17 protein-coding genes are annotated in these 26397 nt (G+C 40.5%); 4 read left to right on the top strand and 13 right to left on the bottom strand.

The annotated features are described in order from the left end of the window. Nucleotides 1-200: 200 nt before the first annotated feature. Complete coding sequence (locus tag DVR12_RS11700) at nt 201-1583, bottom strand: aldehyde dehydrogenase (RefSeq protein WP_233522354.1); 1383 nt, start codon at nt 1581-1583, stop codon at nt 201-203. Between the two features lie 105 nt (nt 1584-1688). Here DVR12_RS11700 and gatB point away from each other — a divergent pair, with 105 nt between their 5' ends. Both gatB and DVR12_RS11690 read left to right on the top strand, forming a co-directional pair. After that, nucleotides 1689-3137, top strand: a complete 1449-nt coding sequence (gene gatB, locus DVR12_RS11695; RefSeq protein WP_116975861.1) for an Asp-tRNA(Asn)/Glu-tRNA(Gln) amidotransferase subunit GatB — start codon at nt 1689-1691, stop codon at nt 3135-3137. A 37-nt stretch (nt 3138-3174) separates the two neighbouring features. Beyond that, nucleotides 3175-4326: a TlpA disulfide reductase family protein gene (locus DVR12_RS11690; RefSeq protein WP_233522352.1), complete on the top strand. Its 1152-nt coding sequence runs from the start codon at nt 3175-3177 to the stop codon at nt 4324-4326. A gap of 135 nt (nt 4327-4461) precedes the next feature. On the opposite strand, the gene DVR12_RS11685 is transcribed toward DVR12_RS11690, so the two are convergent. The 7 genes from DVR12_RS11685 to DVR12_RS11655 form a co-directional block, all read right to left on the bottom strand. Further along, entirely contained in the window at nt 4462-5358 is an 897-nt protein-coding gene (locus DVR12_RS11685; RefSeq protein WP_116975860.1) for a hypothetical protein, read from the bottom strand. A 29-nt stretch (nt 5359-5387) separates the two neighbouring features. Further along, nucleotides 5388-7118 carry a SusD/RagB family nutrient-binding outer membrane lipoprotein gene (locus DVR12_RS11680; protein ID WP_116975859.1) on the bottom strand — a complete coding sequence of 577 codons (1731 nt, stop codon included), beginning with the start codon at nt 7116-7118 and terminating at the stop codon, nt 5388-5390. Nucleotides 7119-7139: 21 nt separating this feature from the next. Beyond that, nucleotides 7140-10310: a SusC/RagA family TonB-linked outer membrane protein gene (locus DVR12_RS11675; protein WP_116975858.1), complete on the bottom strand. Its 3171-nt coding sequence runs from the start codon at nt 10308-10310 to the stop codon at nt 7140-7142. A gap of 333 nt (nt 10311-10643) precedes the next feature. Then, a complete protein-coding gene (locus DVR12_RS11670; protein ID WP_116975857.1) occupies nt 10644-12068 on the bottom strand; it encodes a RagB/SusD family nutrient uptake outer membrane protein in 1425 nt (474 codons plus the stop codon). 30 nt (nt 12069-12098) lie between these two features. Then, entirely contained in the window at nt 12099-15191 is a 3093-nt protein-coding gene (locus DVR12_RS11665) for a SusC/RagA family TonB-linked outer membrane protein (RefSeq protein ID WP_158563257.1), read from the bottom strand. 482 nt (nt 15192-15673) lie between these two features. After that, nucleotides 15674-16363, bottom strand: coding sequence for a hypothetical protein (locus DVR12_RS11660; RefSeq protein WP_116975855.1), 690 nt, complete (start codon nt 16361-16363; stop codon nt 15674-15676). Between the two features lie 338 nt (nt 16364-16701). Next, nucleotides 16702-19113: an efflux RND transporter permease subunit gene (locus tag DVR12_RS11655; RefSeq protein WP_116975854.1), complete on the bottom strand. Its 2412-nt coding sequence runs from the start codon at nt 19111-19113 to the stop codon at nt 16702-16704. 132 nt (nt 19114-19245) lie between these two features. Between DVR12_RS11655 and recO the strand changes: the two genes are divergently transcribed. Further along, complete coding sequence (recO, locus tag DVR12_RS11650; RefSeq protein ID WP_116975853.1) at nt 19246-19983, top strand: DNA repair protein RecO; 738 nt, start codon at nt 19246-19248, stop codon at nt 19981-19983. Here recO and DVR12_RS11645 read toward each other — a convergent pair. From DVR12_RS11645 to rsfS, 4 genes are all read right to left on the bottom strand, one after another. After that, a complete protein-coding gene (locus DVR12_RS11645; protein WP_116975852.1) occupies nt 19962-20765 on the bottom strand; it encodes a UDP-2,3-diacylglucosamine diphosphatase in 804 nt (267 codons plus the stop codon). The two genes, recO and DVR12_RS11645, sit on opposite strands and share 22 nt — an antisense overlap. A 93-nt stretch (nt 20766-20858) precedes the next feature. Then, nucleotides 20859-21494, bottom strand: coding sequence for a LutC/YkgG family protein (locus tag DVR12_RS11640; RefSeq protein ID WP_116976214.1), 636 nt, complete (start codon nt 21492-21494; stop codon nt 20859-20861). A gap of 7 nt (nt 21495-21501) precedes the next feature. After that, a complete protein-coding gene (gene ftsH, locus DVR12_RS11635; protein WP_116975851.1) occupies nt 21502-23529 on the bottom strand; it encodes an ATP-dependent zinc metalloprotease FtsH in 2028 nt (675 codons plus the stop codon). Between the two features lie 68 nt (nt 23530-23597). Then, on the bottom strand, nt 23598-24002 hold the full coding sequence (gene rsfS, locus DVR12_RS11630) for a ribosome silencing factor (protein WP_116975850.1): 405 nt from the start codon (nt 24000-24002) through the stop codon (nt 23598-23600). A 158-nt stretch (nt 24003-24160) separates the two neighbouring features. On the opposite strand from rsfS, the gene DVR12_RS11625 reads away from it, so the two are divergent. Further along, nucleotides 24161-24907 (top strand): biotin--[acetyl-CoA-carboxylase] ligase, encoded by a 747-nt coding sequence (locus DVR12_RS11625; protein ID WP_116975849.1) that lies wholly within the window; start codon nt 24161-24163, stop codon nt 24905-24907. Here the strand turns inward: DVR12_RS11625 and DVR12_RS11620 are convergent. Beyond that, entirely contained in the window at nt 24904-26397 is a 1494-nt protein-coding gene (locus tag DVR12_RS11620) for a glycosyltransferase family 39 protein (RefSeq protein WP_158563256.1), read from the bottom strand. The genes DVR12_RS11625 and DVR12_RS11620 overlap by 4 nt on opposite strands.

Below are 26397 nucleotides of genomic sequence, written 5' to 3'. Positions count from 1 at the left end.
TAGCAGTAGTTTTTAGTAAAATAGCCTTGCAATTTTTTGCAGGGCTATTTTAGCTGGCTTAAAGTACCGATTTCACATAATCTCTTTATTAGGTAAGAAAATTTTGCATTTTTTCCGCATATTGAAATAGAGTTCCCTTCAATGGCCCAATACAATAACTAACACATAATCAATATATTATAAAAAAACAACTACCTCTATTACTTCATTATTTGTTTAATCATTTTCAGCTTATTCCCAAATGGCGGGTATTTAATCGGAACATCCAGCCATGTACCAGTTTTTAACATCCCTTTCAGATGAGTAAAAGTATCAAAGCTGTACTTCCCATGATAGCGCCCCATTCCGCTATAACCATGTCCTCCGAATGGCAGATCAGGATTCGTAAGATGTACAATGGTATTATTTATACATCCACCTCCAAATCTTAGCTGTTCTATTACCATACGCTCAACCTTCCTTTGCTTGGTGAATACATACATAGCTAAAGGATAAGGATGCTGCTGGATGGCTGCTATGGCCTGCGGAAGCTCTGTATACGTTAGTACTGGCAGCACTGGCCCAAAAATTTCTTCCTGCATTATAGGATCGGACCATTCAACATCTTCGAGAATAGTGGGTGCTATGTATAATTGATCCCTGTCTGTTTTTCCACCGTGCACTATGTGACCTTCTTTCAGGTAATTGGCTACTGTATCAAATCTCCGGGTATTGATCATTCGGGCATAATCCGGGCTTTTAGCCGGATCCTCTCCAAAAAACTTCACAATTGCATCTTTCATAGCATCAACCAATTGCTGTTTTACAGATTGATGTACGAGCACATAATCTGGCGCAACGCAAGTCTGGCCGGCATTCCAGTATTTTCCCCAGACAATTCGTTTGGCAGCTACCGATATATTTACCTTTTCATCTACCAGGCAGGGCGATTTCCCTCCCAGTTCAAGCGTTACCGGAGTTAGGTGTGGCACCGCCATTTCCATGATTTTTTTACCCACAGGAATGCTGCCGGTAAAGAACACATGATCAAAACGGTGACTCATCAGGCCAGGAATAACTTCGGCCCCATCACCCTGCACCACAGTAATATAAGCCGGATCGAATACTTCTTTAATCAATTCAGCTGTAACTACCGCAGTATTCGGAGCCAGTTCTGATGGCTTAATAATCGCACAATTTCCGCCGGCTATAGCCCCCAGTAGAGGACTGATAAGCAGCATAAAAGGATAATTCCAGGGGCCAATGATTAAAGTAAGACCTAAAGGCTGCTTATAAACCCGGCTGCTGCTGGGATACGTGACGAATGGAGAACTTACTATCTCTGGCTCCATCCAGCTCTTTAGGTTCTCCAACATATAATTAATCTCTTCATATAAAAAACCCACTTCACTACTATATGCTTCCACCGGGTGTTTGCGCAGATCGGCCTGGAGGGCAGACAAAATCCGCTCCTCAAATTTCTTAATCCCCTTTTTCAACAACTTTAGCTGCTGCCGCCGAAAAGAGTAGGGGAGAGTGGCGCCTGATTGAAAGTAATTTTGCTGCGCCTGATAAAGCTGACTAACCTGGGCCATATTAATCATAGGTAAAATTTATTGGTATCTATCTCAATTTATGGATTTATTGGCAGCGAATAGCCTAAAATCCCGGTATTATTTGAATATATTTGTGGGAATCAGTACGGAAATATGAGCGATATATATAGCAAATATGAAACGGTGATAGGGTTAGAAGTACATGCCCAATTGCTTACCGAAAGTAAATTATTCTGTAGCGACAGTGCCGCCTTTGGAGGCGCACCTAATACGCATATCAGCCCAATTACCATGGGCCATCCGGGAACTTTGCCCCGGATGAACCGTAAAGCAGCCGAATACGCCATTAAACTAGGATTAGCCTGCCACTGCGATATTGAAAAAGATAATTATTTCGCCAGAAAAAATTATTTCTATCCGGATTTGCCTAAAGGCTACCAGATTTCGCAGCATACTGCTCCTATTTGTAAAAGCGGATACCTTACTATTACAACAGATGCCGGAACCCGGCAGGTAAAATTAAATCGTATTCACTTAGAAGAAGATGCCGGCAAATTACTACACGATCAGGACCCTAACTACAGTTATGTAGACCTCAACAGGGCGGGTGTTCCTTTGGTTGAAATAGTAACAGAACCAGATATCCATAATAGTGAGGAGGCATATGCCTACCTGACAGAAATGCGCCGACTCGTTCGCTATCTTGAAGTCTGCGATGGAAATATGGAAGAAGGAAGTATGAGATGTGATGCGAATATTTCAGTCAGACTTAAAGGCGTTACCACTCTGGGCACTAAGGTAGAGGTTAAAAACATGAACTCTATTCGCAGTGTTAAAAGAGCTATTGATAATGAAGTAAAAAGACAGATAGATTTAATCGAAAGCGGTGGTACCATTGTGCAGGAAACACGTAGCTTCGATGCGGCAACAGGCAGCTCTTTCTCTATGAGATCCAAAGAGGAAGCTAATGATTACCGGTATTTTCCGGAGCCCGACCTGGCCCCTTTTCATCTGACCGATGAATTTATTAATCATATTAAAGCAACATTACCTGCTTTACCTGAAGAATTAATTGAACGATATACCTCCCAATTTGGTTTAACAGAGTATGATGCACGGGTGATTTGTGATGATAAAGCTACAGCACTCTATTTTGAAGAAGTCTTAAAAGAAACTTCCCATTATAAAGCTGCTGCGAACTGGCTGGCTGGCCCCGTTAAATCATGGTTAAACGAGCAATCAGGTGACATTTCACAATTTCCGGTAACGCCAAAACTATTGGCATCCCTAATCAATTTAGTTGATGCAGGAAAAGTTAGCTTCTCCATTGCTTCCTCTAAAATATTACCGGCAATGATTGAAGCTCCGGGCGAGCCACTGGAAATTGCAACAAAACTGAATCTGTTACAGGATACAAATGCAGATAATATTGCTCCAATTATAGATGAAGTATTGGCAAAATACCCCGATAAAGTAGCCGCCTTTAAAGGAGGTAAAAAAGGATTGATGTCTCTATTCGTTGGTGAAGTAATGAAATTATCAAAAGGGAAAGCAGACCCTCGTTTAACCAATGAATTATTGGCAGAAAGATTAAAAAGTTAGTTATTGAATAGGTCTTGAGAATGTTAAAAATTAATCCATGAAAAAAATCTTACTGTGGTTGGCCGCCGGAATTATTATCGCTGGCTGTAACACTCAATCGGAAAAAGGGGAATTCAAAATTGAAGGTCACCTAAGTAATGCACCTGTTGGACCAGTAGTATTGGAAGAACTAACCCTCGAAAATGTAAAGGTTGTAGATTCTACTACTGTGAAAGATGCAAGTGGCAAATTTACACTGAAAGGTAGTGTACCAGAGCAAGGACTTTACAGAGTTGTATTTCCTAATAATAAATTCATCCTGTTATCTCTCGATGCCGGTACAATGAAAATAGAAGGTGATCTTAACAAACCTGAAGATCTGAAATTCAGCGGTTCTGAGGCCACCAGCGAGTTACAACAATTCATGAAGGATATCAGCGCACAATCTATTACCTTAACTGAAGAGATGAGGAAATTGGACAGTTTGCATGGTACCATGCCTGATAGCCTGTTCCAAACAGAGGTTGCCGCTTTCCAAAAGAAGGAAAAAGATTTTGAAGAAGGATTCTTTTTAATGGCTGATAAAACTAAAAATCCTGCTAACGCAGTTTTTGCCCTTAGCCAGGTTAGAAGTGGTGAAGAGTTTCTGGCTCACAAACAAGTACTCACTAACCTCTCTACACGTTTCCCTAAAAACACGCTGGTTAAAAGCATGACAGATAAAATTGCTCAATTGGAGAAGTCTAATGCTACCGCCGGAGCTGCTGAAGAAAGTGATATGCCAGCTGGCATGAAAGTAGGAGAAGTTGCGAAAGATTTCAGCTTACCGGATGTTAATGGCAAATCAGTAAGTTTAAGTTCTTTCAAAGGGAAATATGTGCTGGTAGATTTTTGGGCAAGCTGGTGCGGTCCGTGCCGTCAGGAAAATCCAAACGTTGTTAGTGCGTATAATCAGTACAAGAATAAGAACTTCACAGTGCTTGGAGTATCTTTGGATAAGTCTAAAGACAAATGGTTACAAGCCATTAAAGATGATGGGTTGGCATGGCCACAAGTTAGTGACCTGAAACAATGGGATGCTGCTGTAGTTAGTTTATACGGTATCAATTCTATTCCTACTAATATGCTGCTCGATCCTCAGGGAAAAATCATCGCTGTTGGATTACGCGGTCCAGCTTTGGAAGCTAAGCTGAAAGAAGTAATTAAATAAGAAAGTTATATTCTTAATAAAATAGAAAAGGTTGGATATTGCTATCCAACCTTTTCTATTAAGAGTAAAAAAGCCTGTCACAAAAAAACGCGAATGAAAATATCATCCGCGTTTTTTGTTTTTTATGACTAGCTATTATGGGTGTACGACTGTTTGCGTTATAGGAGCAAATGACCCTTGATCTACTGAGAATGTTAGCTTTAGTGTCATGGTATTATTACATGCGTTAACAGTACCTGTTCCTACCACATTCCAGTTTGTATAACTATAACCATCAATTGTTGGTCCTAAGAACTGCTTATCTACTACCAACGTTTGTGATTTAGGAATTACCCTGATGGTTAGCACCATATTAGGCATTTCGGAATATCCTTTCAATTTAATAATACTATCTGTTACAGTTGCTGTTACAGGATAAGTAGCCTCTACCAGGTCAGGATCCTGTACCAGTAACTGTCCTCCGTTCCCTACATTTGCAAGGCTGTCGATATCCAAACTACAAACCTTAGCATATGTAAGTGTAGTATTGGCTCCTGGATTATTTAGCGCATCTGCGCCATAAGGGCTGATAGGCACTACTGTAGTACCATCCAAATAGTAATCAAATGCGTGTATTACCGTTCCATCCTGTAAAGTTACATCTGGACCAATGGTAAAATCATCTCCTACTGCTACCTGATCAGGAGTTAATCCAAACAATTGGGCTAACTGTGTTCCTGTTACATTTATTTTGGTAGGAAAGCTTGTAATATTTGCCTGTAGTGTTTTTACCACTTGATAATTACCGTTCATAATCACCTGCAGATCCATCTTTTGCGGAACCGGATTAGGGTAGTATAATCCGAGAGTAAATGCAGTAGAGAAAGCAGTGACATCCTGAATCAGTTCATCACCATTTGGATCCTGAGTAAGCAGTGGAAAAACCCCGGTCTGAATTCCTTCCGGAAGCTTAGGGTTATCGTTTTTCCGACAACTGTAGAAGCTCGTGACTACGGTTAATAATATCAATATGCTTGTTATTATCTTCTTCATAGAGTCATTTTTAAAGTGCGTGAATGCAGTTACTGTTTATCCCAGAAAACGAAATAAGAATCCGGAGTCTTTTGAGGCGGAGCGTTTGGATTTACGTTCAGCTCTGTTGCAGGCCAAGGCAATGATACTGGGTATTTGCGCAGGCAAACTACCCTAACCTTAGGCTGCGGAACTCCCGGATTGGAGGGATCTCCATTAATTGGTGGCTGAGCATATCCGCCCGGTGCCATTTGAGGATTATTAGGATCAAAAATGATTGGATAGCCTGTTCTTCTGTAGTCGGTATACTGATCACCGCTAAATCCAAAACTTTGGATCCATTTCTCCGTTATAATTATTTCAAGTCTTCTGGTCGCAGTAGTTGCTGCATCATATACTGCCAACACCTGATTGGTATATGCTGTATCAGGCCCGCCTACTAATTTTGGAATAGTCTGACCTCCGTTGGCCAGGTTCACTACATTATCTACCTGAGAGAAAGATTCGAGAATTGCGCTTTTTAATGTTGCACGGGCATCTCCGCCAATGAGGCCTACGTTCATCAACTCCGCTTCGATATATAATACATCAGCGTAGGTAAGCAAACGTAATGGAGCAGCACCGGTACCACTGGAAGCATTTACAACAATATGATCACCTTGGTCATAACGTCCGCCAACCGGATAAATACCAAAAACTGTCATACTCTGATCCTGTGACTTATCTCTGTTTGGACCAGTAGAACCAAAGTAGATGGAGATAAAAGCACTATCCCTATAATCGGTTCCAAGACCCTGAGATACGCCATCTACGGTATTCTGATTATAAAAATAGTATGGAATACGAGGATCGGTAATACCAGTGAAGATATTTGGATTAATACCTTTCAGAATTTCAAAGAACCATGGACTCTGATAGTGAGATTTCTGAGTGGCGAAATACTCGCTGAAACCAGGGTTTCTGTCATCTGGTGAAGGATTCTTTCCATACTTCATGAGAAAGCTTTGACTCCAGCTGCTAATGAGGTTCCCGCTATTAACCAGTGCTGTTACTTCAGCAGAAACATTAGTGGTTAATCTGATCTGATTATAGAGCTTTAACTTAATAGTGTTTGCTAATCTGATCCAGGCAGCAGGACTTCCTCCGTAGAATAAATCATCTGCAGAAGGTACAAGTTCATTTCCTCCGGTAGCCTGCAGTTCGGCAATCCCCTGATCCAGTTGTTTGAACAGATCAGTATATATATCCTGTCCTTTATCAAATTTCGGATAACGAAGACCGTTAGTTGCAAACTGATTAGCTTCAGAATAAGGAACATCCGCAAAAGCATCAACAAACTGACTCACACCATAGGCTCTCATTATGCGGCCAATTCCGGCGTAGATATGATTTCCCCCGGCTTCAGCCTGTGCAATCATCACGCTAATATTTTCCAGGCATCCCACATAATCAGGTAAACCATTTACACTCTGAGCACTGTAAAAATCATTCCATGAATTATTGATACTAAAATCAGTTCCGGTAGCGCCATACTGGTCCTGATCTTCCCTTACTGTTACCTGGTGCATGTATACAGATAATACTTCTGTTAAACCCCTGGCACCACGATTATCATTATTAAAGCCCATGTCGTAAGCCAAACCTTGTTGGGCAGCTACCAACATTTGTGGCAATGACGCTACAGTTGGATTGTTAGGATCTGTATTGATATCCAACCATCCTTTCTTACAGCCAACCATGGCTGCAAACGTGACTAGTAGTATATAGCTTAATCTTTTCATTGGTTCAATAGTTTTCGTGAATTAGAACGTCACTTTCAGGTTAGCACCAAATCTACGGGTGGTAGGAGCACCAGATAATTCAATACCTTGAACATTGGTAGAACCAAAGCTTCCGGCTTCCGGATTGAAGTGGCTATACCTAGGCATATATGGCGCATAAAACCAAAGATTACGTGCTGTAAAGGAGAGTGTTAAACTTCCGATTGGTGTTTTATCAAACCAATTTTTCGGAAAATCATATCCAAAACCTAATTCGCGGAAAGTCCACACTGTAGCATCGTATACATTCCATTCAGAAGCTGAGTTGATTGCGAAGCTTTCACCAAAATAGCTTTCGAATAAACTGATTTGAGTATGATTTGGAATTTCATTTCCGTGGCTATCCAGTATTGGAGTACCAGGAGAGTTAACATCTCCATAGTATCCAGGAATAATAATAACCTTTTCACGATCCTTGGTATCTAAGGTTACACCACGTCCAAGAAGCGAGCTAACTGTAGTTGAGTAAACATCTCCTCCTCTGGTCAGATCCCAGAGAATGTTCAGGAAAAACCCTTTATAGTTTACGGTGGTACTTAAGCCAGTTTTGAAATCAGGGTTAGGATCCCCAATCATTCTTTGATCCAGTGCGCGAATCAGAAGGCCGGAAGATGGATCGATCAGCAGATGTCCATTAGCATCTCTTGCATCAGCAGTACCACGGAGATATCCGTATGGTTTGCCAGCTTCCAGATATGGACTTATTGCATCCAATACTCCCTGAAGTTCCAACCTGTCGACACCTGGTTTCAGTTCTTTTACGATACTTCTGTTTTTAGTAAAGATCCAGTGGAAATTCCAGGTCACTTCTTTAGATCTTACAGCTACAACATTTAAATCTACTTCTATACCCTTGTTGGATAATTTTCCGTAGTTGTCAAACACCTGTGTAAAACCAGAAGAACCAGGGAGAGTAAGAGGTGCAATCAGGTTAGTAGAAATACGGCTATACCATGCGAAATCGAGTGCCACTCTTCTATCGAAAAACTCGAGGTTAGTACCTACCTCAAAGTCTGTGGTAAATTCCGGTTTCAGTTGGTTATTACCACCTACAGGGAATTGGATTACGCCAGATTGACCCAGGAAGGTTGAGTTTACATTAAAGATATTGGCCAGTTTGTAAGGATCGGCATCCCTACCTACTCTTGCCCAACCTGCTCTCAATTTACCGAAGGTTAGCACTTTACTATCCATCTTCAAAGCATCAGTAAATATCCAGCTGGCAGATACACTAGGATAGAAGTAGCTGCGATTGTCGGATGGTAGGGTAGAAGACCAGTCGTTACGGCCAGTTACGTTTACGAATAACCATTTTTTATAGTCAAAGTCCACCTCTCCAAAAAGCCCCCATAATCTTCTGCGATAAAAGACATCTTCGGTTGGAAGAACGCTCTTAGTATTACTGAGAGAGTAAATACCAGGAGCCACAATGTTTTTACCGGTGTAAATTTGAGATTTGGTGGTACGTTGGTTAACGTTATGACCTACTATGATTTTAAGACCGAAGTCTTCATTTTTAAGTTTTGGATTGAATGTACCGATCAGGTTAGACTCAATTTCAGTGAATCTATAGTTTTGTTGTACGATCTGACCAACGCCTTCAGCACCTCTGGAACCTATATCCACAATTTCCTTACGCAGGAAGTTTTGAGCGTTTATACCTAACTGATAGCTTGCGCTAAACCATGGAGTAATATCATCGTAGTTGAATTTCAACCCTGAAACATACCTGTCTGTTGCTGTATTTACAGTATTATGCAGGAATGCCCACAGTGGGTTATCGTATTGTGCAGGGTTGGTAGAAACTGGTTTTCCATCAGCAGTTTGGAATGGTAATCCGGCAATATTCCAGTTTCTTCCCAGGAAGAGGTTACGGGCAAAGGAGGATGTAGATCCATCTACCTGGTTTTCACCAAATGTACTACCGGCCTGGGCGCTGGTGCTATAGCTGAAGTTTCCGCTTGCAGTCAGCCCATTTGTTAACCTGGTAATACCACCGATAGCCAAACTACCTCTGTTGAAATCGGAATGTGGAACATACCCATTCTGGCTCAGATAGGAAGCAGTTACACTGACTGAAGATTTTTCAGTACCACCATTTGCAGTAACTGAGTTTTCAGACAGGAACCCGGTTCTGAACAGGTCTCTTACGTTGTTGGGAACTGCTTCATATTTCATGTTTCCTGAAGCAGGGAATAGTTCAGGAAATGCTTTCAGATAGGCAGGCCATACGGGTACAGAATCCTGTGAAGAAAAAGCAGAACCCCAGGAACCATTGGAGTTTGGATTATAGGTAAAATCACTACCTGTTCCATAGAGATTCTGATACTTAGGATAACTGGCTATTGTTTCAAAGGCGATGGAACTGGAATATGAAACTTCCAGTTTCTTACGTCCTATTGATGCACTACCTGATTTGGTAGTGATGATAATAGCACCGTTGGAAGCTCTTGATCCGTATAACGCAGCAGCAGCAGCACCTTTCAGTACTGTCATACTGGCAATATCGTTAGGATCGAGAGAAGATAAACCACTGGAATATGCACCACCGCCGGAAGTCTGGTTGGTAGTGGTAACCTGGTCATTATTATAAGGAATCCCATCTACTACGATCAGGGGTTCATTATTCCCAAAGAAGGAGGTATTACCACGGATTTGAATACGGGTAGCCGCACCCGGAGTACCTTGGGAAGTACGTATATCCACACCTGCTACTTTACCTTGCAGACCTTTCAACATATCAGGTTCTGATTTTTGTAGGATCTGATCTGGTTTTACAGTAGCAACGGAATAACCCAGAGAGTTTTCATTACGTTTTAACCCCACTGCAGTTACTACAACTTCGCCCAGTTGTTTTTTATCTGCTGCGAGAGTAACGTTTATTGTACTTTCTGTACCGACAGTTATTTCTTTAGTGAGATAACCTATAAAGGAGAATACCAATGTTTCACCATTAGCAACATTACTGATTCGGTAAGTACCATCACCAGAAGTCATTGCTCCTCTGGTTGTGCCCTTTACCACAACTGTTACACCGGGAAGAGGTGACCCGTCATTTGCATCAGTAACTGTTCCGCTAATCGTTCGGGACTGCGAGAAAGCGTTGAGAACGCCGCAGCATAAAAACAGCCATAGTAGTAGCTCTTTTTTCATAAGCGACTGGTTTTGATTGACTAAATAGAAGTTAACAAGAATTAAATTACGATAAAAAAAGCATAAATAATATCAGTAATAGATAAAATAATATCAATCAATTACTAATAAATTGTTATATATCGGAATGTAGATATTTGTTAAATAACAGCTAAATAACACGGAGGAGTTTGGATTTGTTGAGAAAAAAGCAGGTTAACCTGATATTTTTTTTATCTCTATTTATAAGAGATTCTTACAAAAATTTTTTTTGGGGTAAGGAAGGAAAACCAGCAAAAAAAAGAGGCTATACTTTTCGTATAGCCTCTTAAGTTTTTATGGACAGGTATAATATTAATATCCTGGATTTTGAACCATATTAGGATTGGTATCAATTTCTGTTTGAGGAATTGGATACGCCACTTTATCACCTGAAGGTTTAAGTTCACTAGATCTGAGAGCATTAGCATCAGGAATATCACGGGTATCGTTCTTACGGAACAAATCAAACATTCCGAAGCCTTCACCAACCAGTTCAATTCTTCTTTGCTTTTTGATTTCAGCTCTGATATCATCTTGATTTGAACTTACAAAAGGAGTAAGACCACGATTTGCTCTCAGGCTATTTACGTCAGCGACAGCAAGTCCTAAGTCTCCTTTTTCATTGTATGCTTCAGCACGGTTGAGCAGAACTTCGCTGATTCTTAAAACACGTACATTCACCAAACCTACCTGACCTTGGGCAAGATTACCTGAAAATTTCATCAGATAATTGTTTGCTCCATTATCCAAAGGCAAGATCTGTCCTTTACGTGCATCATTTTCCTCAAATAATTTCATGAATCCTTCAGTTAGTCTGATATCACCATATCCACCATTTGCCTGAGCAACATAAATATAACCGAAGTTGTTAGAACCGAGACCATTATTAACGGTGTTGCGAACAGAGAAGATTTCTTCACTGGTAGCACCATCAGCATTGAAGATATTTACTACTTCACTAGCTTTATACAGTTCGTATTTACCGATCAATTTACTTGATTCAGTAATTACATTATCCCAGCTTTTCATAGCGAGATAAGCACGACTCAGTAAAGCTGTAGCAGCGTCTTTAGAGCCTTTGAATACACCTGATTTACCAGGAGTACTGGTAGGTGCTTTTTCCTGTGCAACTTTCAAATCTGCGATGATAGCATTATAAGTTTCTTCCAGTGTACTACGACTTGGTTTATAAGCATTAGGATCGCTAACCGATGTTGTTACTAAAGCAATACCGGTATTTGGTGAGTTAACACCTACAGTTTGTGCCTTTTCGTTAGAATAAGGTCTGCAATACCTTCTTGCTAGGTCAAAATTCGCCAATGCACGCATGAAATAAGCTTCTCCACGAATAGAAGAGGTATTGCTATTTTCAGCGATCTGATTGATCAGTACATTTGCCTGGTTTACCACTCTGTAGGCATTCAGGAAAGTATTGGATTGTGGAGCAACCAACGGCGTATAAAGCAATTGGAACTCATTGAGAAATCTACTTGAGTTCTGGGATGTGATCTTCATATCCACACCACCCAAATCTGATACGACCATGAAATCACGACCATAATATTCGAGAGTTTGCATACGAGAATACATACCATTTGCCAGGATACGGGCATTTGCTTCCGTTACTGCATCTTTATCGCTCAGTGATGACTGTGGGTCCTGATCCAGTTTGCTGCAAGCAGAAAACATACCAGCAGTAGCCAAAGCCAATATTGAGAGTTTAGAATATTTAAACATAATCAATTCTTAAATTTTTGTTTTACTCAATTACAGACCCACGTTAATACCGAAAGTGAAAATCCTTGAAGTAGGATAACGGTAAAAATCTACACCACCATTAGATACAGCAACGTTTGCGGTACTGGTTGGAGCTGCAGGATTAGTATTCACATCAGGATCCCATCCTTTATACTTAGTTAAAGTAAACAGGTTCTCTGCTTGTGCATATACTCTTAAGTTTTGAAGTTTAGTTCTGCTTATCAGAGATTTAGGAAGGTTGTAACCTAAGGTTACATTTCTCAATTTAGCGTAGGAAACGTCTTCTAAGAAACGGGTAGAAGTGCTGGTAGAGCTGGTGCTGTTACCCCAAATAACTTTAGGTCTGTCGGAGATTTGGCCTTCATATTGCCAGTGATCCAACGCGTCTTTAGCCTGGTTACCGGTGGTATTGTTACCATCGCTCTCTAAATTAGCACGGTTTGAGTTGTAAGCTTTGTTACCTGCACTGAATGTAATAAATACAGACAGATCGAATTCTTTGTAATTGAATTTATTGGTGAACCCTCCGGTGATTTTAGGCAATGCCTGACCAGCATATTGTCTTGCTGCCTGAGAGTAAACAGTGGTAACTTTACCATCTTTATCGAGCCACTGTGCCGAACCAGTCTTAGGATCTACACCAGCCCATATTGGTAAATACCAGGAGCCAAAAGGCATACCAACTTCAATACGTTGACGAGTACCAGCAGGGATGAACTGATCACCACCTAATGATAATACTTTGTTTTTAAGTGTAGCAAAGTTTAAGTCGGAAGTCCAGGTAAAGTTTTTAGTAGCTACAGGAACACCACCAATGGTAATTTCAAAACCTTGGTTCATCATTTGACCAACGTTCATGTTCATTGTTGCGTAACCAGTAGTCATAGACAATGGTTTCTCAAGCAATAATGCAGAAGAACGTTTGTCGTAGAAACCGAAGCTACCAAATAAGCGTCTGTTCAGAACAGAAACATCGATACCTACATCGAAGAGGTTTTGTTTTTCCCATCCAAGGTTAGGGTTACCTGGTTGTTTCTGATAAGCAACAGATTGGCCATCGTAAGCACCCAACAGGCTAAACAGCGGTTGATAAGGGTAGTTACCCAAACCTTCAGCATTACCCATAACACCATAGCTAGAACGGAGTTTCAGGTCATTTAACCAGGAAATATTCTTTGCAAAATCTTCTTCAGTAATACGCCATGCAGCACCTATAGAGTAGAAGTTACCATAACGGCTGTCTTTAGGGAAACGGCTTGAACCATCTCTTCTATAGCTACCGCTTAGGAAATATTTGTTTTTATAGTCGTAATCTACTTTACCAATTAAAGCCTGGAAAGCATAGTTCAACTCATCACCAGCCATATCGAAATAGGTAGAACCAGCATCTGGTACCTGAGATGATTGGCTAGGGAAACCATTCTTAGCACTGTAGTTCCATACTCTGTTAGAGAACGAGTATTCATTACCTGCTAACAAACGGATATTATGATCTTTAGCAATGGAAAAGTTGTAAGTCAACAATTGTTGAGTAGTATACAGCCCCATATTGGTATTCACGTTATAGAGGTAACCACCATAGTTACGACCATCATATGAATTAGGAGAAGTCCATTGTTTCTCACGGATATTAGTGATTTCAGCATTTCCTTTCACTACAAAACGTAAACCGTCAATGATGTTATATCCTAAAGCAACGTTGAATACAGTTTGAGCAGTGTTGCTCTTGTTGTAGTTGTTTTCAACAGTGCTAAGGAAGTTACCACCACGAAGAACCGGACGTAAAGAACTAGGAATGCTAGACAAATCAGCCCAGGTAGTAGTACCAGGTTGACCAGCAGTATAACCATTGTAAGGTTTACCGTTAGCATCATAGGCTGGTATATAAGGAACGTTACCAAGAGCTCCCATCAATGGAGAAGAGTAGCTGTTACCAGCACTGGCACTTCTCATATCAGTATAGGAACCATTTACTTTGAAGCTCAGATCAAATTTATCATTGAATTTGTGATCTACATTCAAACGGCCATTATAGCGGCTAAAGTTTGAACCAATCAGGATACCTTCCTGTTTGAAGTAATCACCGGAAGCATAGTATAATGTTTTGTCATTACCACCGCTTGCATTAATACCGTAAGACTGAGTTTTACCAGTATGGAAAGCAAGACCAGCCCAATCTGTGTTTACATTCTTCAACATATCCGGACGGTTAGCCAATACTTGTTCTTCAGTATAAAGCTTAGAACCATCTTTGTTGGTAGCGTTTCTCATACCTTCACGTTGGTACTCCAGTAACTCTGCAGAACTCATCATTGGGATGCTGCGAGCTAAATTCTGGAAACCATACTTACCATTGAAGTTGATTTTGTTGGTACCTTTTTTACCACTCTTAGTTGTAATAACTATCACACCATTAGAACCGCGAGAACCATACAAAGCAGTAGCAGAAGCGTCTTTCAGTACTGTAATGTTTTCGATGTCGGCTGGGTTGATAGTAGAGATAACATCTGAAGTAGCAGTGTTTTGAGTGAAGTCACCAGACGATACAATTACCCCATCTACAACATAGATAGGAGCATTGCTGGCAGAAATAGAACCGATACCACGGATTCTTACTTCAGTTTTAGCACCCGGCTGACCGGAGTTGGTAGAAACTGCAACACCAGGAGCGTTACCTTGCAGCATCTGATTTACATCAGGTAATGCTACGTTGTTGATCTTTGCACCACTGATAGTAGAAGCAGCAATTGTAGAATTGACCTTCTTTTCTATGGTGTAACCAGTTACGATTACTTCTTCCAGACTCTTGGAATCTGTTTTCAGTGCTACATTCACAGTGGATACATTACCTGTAGCTACTTCTTTCTGCTCGAATCCGATGAAAGAAACAACTAAAGTAACATTACCATCTACCTGTAAAGTGAAAGACCCTTGCGGATTCGTAACAGTTCCTTTACTGGTGCCTTTAATTTGTACGGTGGCACCGGGAATACCTGAGCCATCTTTGGCATCAGTCACTCTCCCTGTTACAGTGCGACTTTGCGCATAGACCTGTCCGCCCAGGAATAGAACGGACAGGAGGAGAAATAGAACTTTCCTCATAAGCATGATTTTGTTTCCTTAACCTTAAAAAATAAAAAACAGTCTAAGACTTTTAAGCCTTAATAATTTTGGTTCCCGTAAATGAATCGAAAAAATATTTAGTAAACTAAGCTGGCGAGTTGGCAGTAATAGATCTTTCTATGTTTTGGCATCTTTTTTAATAGAACGCAATTGATTTATTACTTTTCTTGCAATTCATTCAATGAATCACACGAAAGTGTAATAAACTTCCTTCTCATAAGCAGTTTCCTTAGCAAAATTTCAATCGGCTTCAAATATAAACTTTCTTAACAAAAAATTAAGCTAGAAAAGTTGCCGATAACATTACGATAACAGTCTTTTAACTTTTCTTTAACAGATTATATAAAAACATAATGCGTAATGGCATGAAAATAAAACAAGCGGCAAGACTACCGCCTGTACTCATCAACCAAAATCTAAATCGAGATTAATGTTGCCCCACATAAATGGGGCTAAATATCTTAGGATAATGACAGTGGATAGATCTTTAACAACTCTATCAGCGCATTAAACAAGTCCTCGTTGCGATAATTAAACCGGTATTCACACTCTTTCAAATGTAAATACGCCGTATTACGGTTCAATCCTTTAAACTTCGCTAAACGATGCTTGGTCAGGCCCCAGAATGCATCCACATCATCCATCTGATGAGAATCAGTCGATTGACCTAATCGGTATAACCGATATTGCCCCAAGTCAACAACCCCGTTATACTTACGTAAACGCTCCGACGAACTTTGTGTTTCCAAAACAGAACGTCCCCGCGTTGCCGCATGAATCATAGAACGGGTTACATCGGGCAGAATCTCTGTATGGACTCTCTCTCCGCTTCTGCAAATACCGAAAATAACAGGCTTCACAACCTTGTCAACTTCCGTTTTCACAGCTACTAAAGTTTCTCCATCATTGTCTGCAGCCGATACTAATTGTCGAGGCTCAAAAGAAAGGATAGGGGCAGGCACAGGATGCAACGTCTCACAATAACGTGCAATCTGCTGTCTTAACTTCTTCAGATAACTATTGATCGTTACCCTACTTACGCCACTGATATTCGCTATCTGCGTGGCAGTCAGATCATCGGCAAACAGCCGCAAGATCTCCTTAAATTTGCGCTCAGATAAGTGAGCACCCTTTAAGTACTTATTTTTCATGAACTATGTGGTTAGAATGGCATTATAAACCTCTCACTTTTTACTTATATTATATGCTCATTTTTTACAAACGGCCATACAAGTATTTAAGCGCCTCCCACTAGATCAATTGACCATCTAACCCATACAGAGCCTGAATCTCTTATGAAATTTTCTCACAAAGGCGCAGAGATTAATATTAAGGGGCAAAAGATTTTTATAAAAAAGCGAATGTTTTTAAGAATTGCTGAGAAGTTTGTTCTAAACCAGAAACTAACCAGCAATTCTTAAAAACATTCGCGTTAATCTAAAAAAATCTTTTGCCCCTTAATATTAATCTCTGCCCCTTTGCGAGCAATCTAATCGCGATTCTCTATTCCCAACTCCGCAACATCAATATCCGCCTCGTCATCCAACGTCTTCCACAACTCTTTCTTCTTCGCCTTCTTCAACAATGCCTTCTCCATCCAAAGCAATAACGCCGGCAAAATTGTCAGATTCGTAATCATTGCCATCACCAACGTGAGGGAGGTTAACCATCCTAATGCTTTGGTTCCTCCAAAATCAGAGAAACTAAAGATCATAAACCCTGCAAACAGAATCGCAGATGTATAGATAATACTTAAGCCTGTTTCATGAATTGTTTGTTTCACCGTTGCACTAATATCAAATTCATTGCGCGGCAACTCCTGCTTAAAGTTTACCAGGAACCTGATAGTAACATCTATCGCAATTCCCAAAGCCACACTAAATACCAACACCGTAGAAGGCTTCAATGCAACTCCTGCCCATCCCATTACTCCGGCTGTTACAACCAATGGAATCACATTAGGAATCAATGAAATCAACAACATCCTCCAGGAACGGAATAAATAGAGCATACAGAACATGATCAGCACAAATGCCAATACTATACTTTCCATCAACCCATTAATAATAAAACGGGAACCTTCCTGAAAAATAACACTGGTACCCGTAAACGTTACTTTATAATGTGCCGTATCAAATATTTTTGCTACCTGTGGTTGTAATGAATCCAATAACTGAGGCAAACGTTGAGAACCTACATCCTTCATATTCACACTCAATCTCGCTACCTGCTTGGTACTATCCATATACGATGAAACAAGTTTGGTAAATGTTGAAGCTTCTCCTCCCGCATTAGCCGCTCCTTTCATTCTCAGGTAAGGCGCCAGAAATCCTAAATCGAATTGATTCGGCACCGCATAGTTAGAACTATCCCCGTTATAGTAAGCCTGCTTCGCAAACTTAATACCTTCCACAACAGACAACGGACGACCAAAATCCGGTTGCGCTGCAATAAACTGAGTTAGTTCATCTAACTTATTAAGAGTTGTCAGATTAATAACTCCGTTCTTCTTTTTTGTATCTACCGAAATCTCCAATGGCATTACTCCTTTGAAGTTCGATTCCAGAAACTTAAGATCTGTATATAGCTTATCAGTATGCGGAATATCATCAAGCATATAACCTACCGACTGCAACTTATTCATTCCTATTCCGGCAAGTATCAGCAACACAGCACTAACTCCATAAACCCACGGACGATACTTAAACACCAATGTGGTTAGGAAATCTAATATAGATATGAAGAAACGGTTTTCCAGGTAATTGGTATGCTTGCTTTTCGGTGGAGGTAAATAACTTAAAACTGCTGGCAGAAACACGAATGAAATCATGAAAATAAACATGATATTCATTCCGGCTACGGCACCAAATTCCTTCAAAATAGCACTATTTGTAAAACAGAAAACTCCGAATCCGATAGCTGCTGTAATATTGGTAAACAGCGTTACAATTCCCATGCGCTGTATCATATGCACCAATGCCCTCGACTTGTTCTGGTCTTTGGCATACTCGGCATGATACTTACTGAGAAAATAAACACAATTGGGAATTCCTATCACGACTATCAGGGAAGGGATCAACCCTGTTAACAAAGTAATTTTATATCCCATCAATACGATAGTAGCTACCGACCAGATTACTCCAATCGCCACCACAATCATCGACATAAGTACTGCACTGAAAGAACGGAAGAATGAGAACAATATGAGAGCTGTCAGCAGGAATGAAATCTTTAAAAATAATTTGAGTTCATCTGCCACTTTTACTGCCATTACTGTTCTGATCAGGGGTAATCCGCTTAAACGGACTTCCGAATTATGCTTCTCCTGAAAATTGTTGGCCAGCTTTGTAATCTCCTTTACAACATCCGTACGTTTAGGAGAATTAAATACGTCTTTATTTACATAAATAGCCATCAGGTATGCATGGCTATCGGGGTTATACAAAAGGCCTTTATAAAAGGGAAGTTGATAGAATTTATTAGCCAGACTATCTATTACGGCCTGATCCGATAAATCGCCGCTAAATAGTTGCCGGGCTTCCAGCTTTTGCGTGCTATCATTTTTAACAAGATTAATAGCCATTGGCACGCTCATAATATTTTCGACAGAAAAAACATTTTTCATGTCTTTATTGAGCTGCACATAATCCTGGAAGAAATCTTTTGAGAAGAATTTATCTGTTTGTACTGCCAGCATCAACACATTGCCATCTCCCCCAAATTTTTGCTTAAACTCCTGAAACTCAAGATACTTAGGATTATCTTTTGGTATGGTAGCCACATAATCGTAAGACATCTGCACTTTACTGGCATAATAACCCATTATCCCGGTACTGATAAATAGCAGAACAAGTAGTATTAATCTATATTTGAGCACAAAGCTGGCTAACCGTTGCCACATAAGGACTTCCAATTTTAGTAGGGCGTAAAGGTAAATAAAAATAGCCATTAGCTGTTAACCCCGGAATCGTATAACTGGTAGAAACAAACCTGTTTAATTCTCGTAAATTGCACTTTTATTGATACTTATTAAATGCTTCATAAAACGCGCGGCATCGTTCTTCGTGCGGTTAAGTATGGAGATACAAGCCTGATACTGAGTGTATTCACTGAGCTATTTGGATTACAATCATATATCGTAAATGGCGCCAGATCTTCCAAACCTAAAGCTGCAAAAGGGAATTTGCTTCAACCAGGCAATATCCTGGAAATGGTGGTATATCACCAGGATATAAAAAATATACACCGTATCTCCGAATTTAAATTGGGATACATATATACTTCTATACAACTGAACGTTGTAAAAAACACAGTTGCATTATATATTATAGAATTATTACAGAAATGTCTCAAACAGCCTGAGCAGCATCTGGATCTTTATTATTTTACTGAAAACACCCTGCAATTGCTAGATATGGCCCCCATGCCGGCTATAGCTAATTTACCATTGTATTATACCTTGAAAGTAGGGGAGCAGCTGGGATTTAAATTGAATGGCAGGTTCACGGAATATACACCGTATCTGGATTTGCAGGAAGGTAACTTTACCGACTTACCACCCCATCATAGTTATCATTTAGATCCGGATTGCAGCGAGTTAACAGATAAATTATTTCAGTGTGCCCAGATGCAGGATTTGATTACTGTTACGATGAGTAAGGATAAAAGGAGAAAACTGTTATATGCGTATCTCGATTTCTTCCAGCTTCACTTACCAGATTTTACGGAGATGCATTCTCCGCCTATTCTTCACGAAATCTTAGATGCCTGATCTGCTGCCTGTTTGCCCTGTTCTGTAAAAAATTTCAGTGCTACATCCTGTCCATCGAATTCGGCATAGGAAAAGTAATTTATCCAATCGCCGAGGTTAATATATCTGCTATTATCTTTTAGCTTGATGTCGAGCGGCAGGTGTCTGTGGCCAAAAATAAAGAAGTCGAAATGTTCTTTTTGCAACACTTCCTTACTGTAAATAGCCAACCATTCATTTTCTTCGCCCAGGAAATGTTCCAATTCCTGACCGGTTGCGGCCCGGCTTTTTCTGCTGAAATAATTGGCCAGAGAGATGCCCCATGAAGGGTGAATGGCAGAAAATAACAGGCGGCAAAAGGGGTTTCTGAATATCTTTTTCAGAAATTTATATCCATGGTCACCAGGTCCGAGACCATCGCCGTGTCCTATATAGAAATGTTTGGTGCCTATGGTGTAGGTTTGAGGTTCGTAGTAAACGGGGATATCCAGTTCGTCTTCAAAATATCCATTCATCCACATATCGTGGTTTCCAATGAATACGGAAATACCAATTCCTTTATCTCTGAGGGCGGCCAAACGTCCTAATACTCTGGTATAGCCTTTTGGGATAACGTGTTTGTATTCGAACCAGAAATCAAAAATATCACCTACCAGGAAGATGTGTGCAGCATCTTGCTCTATCTGATCAAACCATTGTAACAGGAGTTTTTCCCGCTGTCTGCTGGTTGCCGGATCTGGTACTCCCAGGTGGAAATCTGAAGCAAAATAAACTTTCTTGTTAGCTGGTAAATTGATATTCATCTCTTAAAAAAGTAATAGCCTTTAGTTATTAGCTTTTAGTATACCACCATGATATTACTAAAATCCACAACTAAAGGCTACAAGTTATTTCATCTATTCGTCTACTAAAAATACATACACCTCTTTGGGGCCATGTATTCCTACTACTAAAGTTTTTTCGATGTCGGCTGTCCGGCTTGGCCCTGTAGCAAAAGATATAGCTGAGGGTAAATCATTACCATACTTATCTTTCAGCTTACTGAGTGCATCTTTCAGATCAAAAACCAGTTGATGCGTATAGGCAACAATGATATGAACAGGAGCATATACCGGTAATGCGCGTCCGCTGGGTTGTGCAGCACTTAATGCCACGGTTCCTGTGCGGGCAATCAGGTATTCGCAATCGGTGATAGCTGCATCAGCTTCGTGCATGGTACCACGGTTCAGTGCCGATAATTCTTCCTGGTGAATGATCTTTAAAAGAGCAGGAGTCTGACAAAATACATTATGCCAATCTTTATGTTCACATAATGCTCTCAGGCTATCCAGCAATTCATTTTTGCTGCTGCAGAAAACGAATTTGCCCTGAAGGCGGGCAAATTCTTCGGCGAACTTCAATTCCAAACTCTCATTCTCCGTACGAAAAACGAACGAGTTGCCCTCCGAATTAGGGAAGGGCAACTGGACTGGCTGACTGAGGGCATTTCGCACTCTTTTCAGAATATTTTCCTTAGCAGGAGAAATCTTCATACCACTTTTAAGCATTAGCTGGTGAAGGTGAAGGATTAATGATATCGGATGGTTGAACCCCATCTGTAGTCAATCCTTCATTCAGAGGATGTTCTTTATGCGTATCAAAAGGGCGTTTACCGATCAGACGTTCTAAGTCGGCCTGGTAAAGCACTTCTTTCTTCAGTAATTCCTGAGCCAGCGCTTTCACCTGCTCCATTTTTTCGGTGAGCAGTTTTTTAGTTCTGTCATATGCCCCTTCGATGAGTTTGCGTACTTCTTCGTCGATCAGGCGGGAAGTTTCTTCTGAATATGGTTTAGTGAAAGATTGTTCGCTGTTTGGATCGTAGAACGATACATTACCGATTTTTTCATTCATACCATATACAGTAACCATTGCGTAGGCCATGCGGGTGATTACCTGCAGGTCGTTTTGTGCGCCGGTTGAAATTTTTCCGAATACCAGTTCTTCTACTGCACGTCCACCGAGGGTCATACAGATATCATCCATCAATTGCTCAGTGTTGTAGAGATATTGTTCTTTAGGAAGATATTGAGCATAACCTAAGGCAGCCACACCACGAGGCACGATAGTAACTTTAACCAGCGGGTTAGCATGTTCTAAATACCAACCGCAGATAGCATGACCGGCTTCGTGATATGCGATTACTTCTTTCTCTTCTGGAGAGATGATTTTATTTTTCTTTTCCAGACCACCGATTACACGGTCGATAGCATCGTTGAAATCTTCCATTTCTACCTGATTCTTTCCTTTACGGGCAGCGATCAATGCAGCTTCGTTACAAACGTTAGCTATATCGGCGCCTGCGAAACCAGGAGTCATGGAAGCCAGTTTCTTGATATCAAGATTTGGAGAAGTTTTGATTGGTTTCAGGTGTACTTCGAAAATGGTTTCTCTTCCGGCCAGATCTGGTTTATCGATAGAGATCTGACGGTCGAAACGTCCCGGGCGCAATAAAGCGCTATCCAGTACATCCGGGCGGTTGGTAGCAGCAAGGATAATGATACCGCTATCAGTTCCGAAACCATCCATTTCTACCAGCAACTGGTTGAGGGTATTTTCACGCTCATCGTTGCTCATCATTACGTTTTTACCTCTGGCACGTCCGATAGCATCAATTTCATCGATGAAGATGATACATGGTGCTTTTTCTCTTGCCTGTTTGAAGAGGTCACGTACACGGCTTGCACCCACACCTACGAAAAGTTCAACGAAATCGGAACCCGACATAGAGAAGAAAGGTACTTGTGCTTCACCGGCCATAGCTTTGGCCAATAAAGTTTTACCCGTACCCGGAGGGCCTACCAGTAAAGCTCCTTTAGGGATCTTACCACCGAGGGAAGTATATTTTTTTGGATTCTTGAGGAAATCCACAATTTCCATTACTTCTACTTTGGCTTCATCCAGACCGGCAACATCATTGAAGGTGATATTAACTCTGGTACCTTTATCGAAGAGAGTAGCTTTAGATTTACCAATATTGAAGATGCCACCCGGGCCACCGCTACCACCAGCAGGACCACCCATTTTTCTCATGAGCAAGATCCACAATCCTATGATCAGTATGATAGGTAACAGCAACTGGAAGATAGGTTCGAACCAACCGGTGCGTTCATCGTAAGATATTTTCACCTGATTTTCGATAGGAATACCTTCCTGGGCTTTATCAATGTCTTTTTTGAAGCTTTCTTCACTACCAATAGTAAAGCGATAGTGAGGGCCTGGGTTTTCGTTACCAAATTTAGTTTTACTAACCGGATTGAATTTCTGAAGTTTCAGAGAATCCGGTTTGATGTAGACTTCTACATACTTCTTGTTAACAACCACCAGACGATCAACGTCTCCTGGTTTCAGATAGTTGACCTGAAACTCCTGGAAACTGATTTCTTTGCTAGGAGATTTCCAATCTCCTGCTAAGTTCATTGCTAGCAGGGCAATGCCAATAAAGGCATACACCCAGTATATATTGAACTTCGGTCCTTTTTTAGGTGCTTTTTCTGAACCCTTGTTGAAGTTATTGCCTCCTTTTTCCATAATCTTACGCTCCTTTACGGATGTTTATTGCTAACAGAATAATATGAATAATTAACAATTGCTTTTGCTTAGTCTTCGGTGTGGTCCATTCTATCGGCATCGCTCCACATTTCTTCCAGATTATAGAATTTCCGGTTTTCAGGTTGGAATACATGCACTACCACATTCACATAATCAACCAATACCCATTGTTGTGAATTAAATCCTTCGTGTTTATATGGTGATTCAGATGTATATTTTTCTACTTCCTCCTCCACATAATCAGCGATCGCTTTCACCTGGGTGCCTGAATTGGCCTCACATAAAATAAAGAAATCGGCCACTGCTTCAGGAATCTGGCGTAGATCCAGGGATACGATATTTTCCCCCTTCTTATCCTGTATGGCCTTTATGATGGTGGTAAAAATTTCACTTTCTCTGGTCAGGCGTTGTTGCGCCTTCTTTCTAGTACTCAGAACGGTTAAGGGTGCCAATAAATCTCGTTTTTGTTAAAAATAATCTTTAATTGTCAAAGTTACTAAACAAGCAGTAATATAACATGTTTAATATCATTCACGGGGGCCAATATTTGTTAAGAAAATAATAAAATGAATTACTTTTCAGGCTGGAATTAAGACTAAAAAAGTTTCATGTGATTGGATACCCGTTTTATATACTAAACGAAGTGGATAGCACCAACAATTATGCCATGGAGATGGTAAATGCAGGCCATGTGACATCCGGAACTGCCTGGTTTACCACCAACCAAACTGCTGGTAAGGGAACCCGGGGTAAAACCTGGCTGGCAAAACCTGGCGATATCAGTGCTTTAAGTGTTGCCTTACAACCATCTATGCTGCCCCTTTCCAGACAATTTATGCTAAGCATCGCTGTGGCCCTCGCCGCCGCCGATTGCTTCGCCTCTTATGCAGGTGATGAAACCGTAATCAAATGGCCTAATGATATTTATTGGCGTGACAGAAAGGCAGGTGGAATTCTGATTGAAAACGTTTTGCGTGGCAATATCTGGCAATATGCCATTATTGGAATTGGTTTTAATGTCAATCAACCTTCTTTTCCGGCAGAATTACCCAATGCTGTGTCGTTATTGCAAATAACCGGACAAAAACGAGAATCGGTAGATGTAGCCAAAAATCTTTGCACTCATCTGAATACCAGAATCCAACAAATTCATCCATCAAATTATGAAGCCATGCTCGAAGAATATACTTCCCGACTTTTCAGATGGCAAAAACCTGCTATGTATAAAAAAGATAATGAGATCTTCATGGGCATCATCAGGGAAATACAACCCGATGGATACATGCGCCTTGAAAAAGAAGATGGCTCCATGCTTACATTAGGCTTCGGTGAAATTGAATTTCTTATTACCCGTTAATAGGCTGCATAATTTCCCTGCTTTTTACTCAATAATGCTCTAAACTTATTCTTTACTTCCGGCGAAAAATCCGACAGGAGGTAAACCTCCGTTTGCCAATCACGCTCCCTGGAATAAGGTGTTGCCAGTTTACCAATTGTTTCTATTTTGCCGATCAATTTCAGGAAGCCTGAATCCGGAGCATGCCCAACTCTCAGCACATAATGAATGGAATCTGTTTTAGGGAACCAGAACACATAATCGGCTTCCATTGCTACGGCAGGTGGAGTTTTCCCTTTATTGAAATAATTTAAAGCGCCTGCCTGACCATAATTATCACAAAGAATCAGGGCATTCTTTCTTTCATTTTCGGGAATTTTCTCCCAGGCCTGCTGCGCAAGTTCAGCCATTTCCCGCCACCCAAGCATATCTGCAAAATCCTGCGGAATTTCATGATCCTTTCCATCTTCCCATTTCAAAATACCCAGCATCCTATATTTTTCTCCTTCCCTGGCTATCTCTTCGGGGGTCAATACCGGAAAAATTGCCTTAAATATCAAAAAGAAAGGAAGTACAATAATTACTAACCAGGCAACCCGTCCGTAGCGGAAACGATTGAATAATTGCTCCCACCAGGTGCTCCCGAAAGCAAAAATTATTGGATATAAACCCAGTGAGTAGTAGCTCTTCGCTCTAAAATATACAAACAACGAAATGGTAATTGTAAAAATGATCAAAACTATCCTGTATGCTCTGAAGGGTTTATAAAATAATAAACTAATCAGGCCAGCCAGGATTAAAAAAGCCCCTCCGAGAAAGAAAATAAACTGATCGATGATAAATCCTATACGGCTTACATTCACCAACTGACTACTACTGAGTTCCTTCATGTGATGAATGACAGGAAACCCATGCCTGAACTGCCAGACCAAATTAGGAGATATGATGATAAGGGCTAATAAAACGCCAGCATAAAAAGCTCTTCTGGTAAATACTTCCCGGTATTTTGTTAATAATAACCCTGCTACTACTCCAAGAACCAGAAAAATAATGTTGTATTTATTCAATATACCAACACCTACAACTATTCCTATCCATATTAAATAAGTATCCTTGGGTTGACGGATATATTTCATCAAAAGCCAGAATACAATCGTCCAGCTTAGTATATCCACTGAATTAGGTTGATAAAAAATCTGCAACCGGGTCATGCCCGAAAAAAGAAATGTAAAAGCAGCCAACAATTGCGCAAAGATGCCACCTCCGGCCATTTCAATCATCTTCCACATCAGTAGCATTGTCAATGCCCCATAAAAGGCAGGAAAAAATCTTACCCAAAAAATTCCATTCCCTAACCATTGAATCAAAACTGAGTTCCAAGAGATAAACGGAGGAACTGAAATATATCCTCCGGCAAGATGATTTGCCATATCCAAATGCAAATACTCATCTCTTTGCAAATCGTAATTTGAGTTAACTACCCAATATTGTAATACAATTTTAGTCAACAT

The organism is Chitinophaga silvatica (genome assembly GCF_003419895.1).
Classification (GTDB): Bacteria; Bacteroidota; Bacteroidia; order Chitinophagales; family Chitinophagaceae; genus Chitinophaga; species Chitinophaga silvatica.
This window is presented reverse-complemented; position numbering and strand designations above follow the sequence as displayed.

Bases quoted from the DNA above. Each gene is read 5' to 3' on its own strand.
- DVR12_RS11675 (WP_116975858.1), bottom strand. From the start codon at position 10,310: ATGAAAAAAGAGCTACTACTATGGCTGTTTTTATGCTGCGGCGTTCTC.
- DVR12_RS11660 (WP_116975855.1), bottom strand. From the start codon at position 16,363: ATGAAAAATAAGTACTTAAAGGGTGCTCACTTATCTGAGCGCAAATTT.
- DVR12_RS11680 (WP_116975859.1), bottom strand. From the start codon at position 7,118: ATGAAAAGATTAAGCTATATACTACTAGTCACGTTTGCAGCCATGGTT.
- gatB (WP_116975861.1), top strand. From the start codon at position 1,689: ATGAGCGATATATATAGCAAATATGAAACGGTGATAGGGTTAGAAGTA.
- recO (WP_116975853.1), top strand. From the start codon at position 19,246: ATGCTTCATAAAACGCGCGGCATCGTTCTTCGTGCGGTTAAGTATGGA.
- DVR12_RS11670 (WP_116975857.1), bottom strand. From the start codon at position 12,068: ATGTTTAAATATTCTAAACTCTCAATATTGGCTTTGGCTACTGCTGGT.
- DVR12_RS11645 (WP_116975852.1), bottom strand. From the start codon at position 20,765: ATGAATATCAATTTACCAGCTAACAAGAAAGTTTATTTTGCTTCAGAT.
- DVR12_RS11665 (WP_158563257.1), bottom strand. From the start codon at position 15,191: ATGAGGAAAGTTCTATTTCTCCTCCTGTCCGTTCTATTCCTGGGCGGA.
- DVR12_RS11700 (WP_233522354.1), bottom strand. From the start codon at position 1,583: ATGATTAATATGGCCCAGGTTAGTCAGCTTTATCAGGCGCAGCAAAAT.
- DVR12_RS11620 (WP_158563256.1), bottom strand. From the start codon at position 26,397: ATGTTGACTAAAATTGTATTACAATATTGGGTAGTTAACTCAAATTAC.
- DVR12_RS11690 (WP_233522352.1), top strand. From the start codon at position 3,175: ATGAAAAAAATCTTACTGTGGTTGGCCGCCGGAATTATTATCGCTGGC.
- DVR12_RS11655 (WP_116975854.1), bottom strand. From the start codon at position 19,113: ATGTGGCAACGGTTAGCCAGCTTTGTGCTCAAATATAGATTAATACTA.
- DVR12_RS11640 (WP_116976214.1), bottom strand. From the start codon at position 21,494: ATGAAGATTTCTCCTGCTAAGGAAAATATTCTGAAAAGAGTGCGAAAT.
- DVR12_RS11685 (WP_116975860.1), bottom strand. From the start codon at position 5,358: ATGAAGAAGATAATAACAAGCATATTGATATTATTAACCGTAGTCACG.
- ftsH (WP_116975851.1), bottom strand. From the start codon at position 23,529: ATGGAAAAAGGAGGCAATAACTTCAACAAGGGTTCAGAAAAAGCACCT.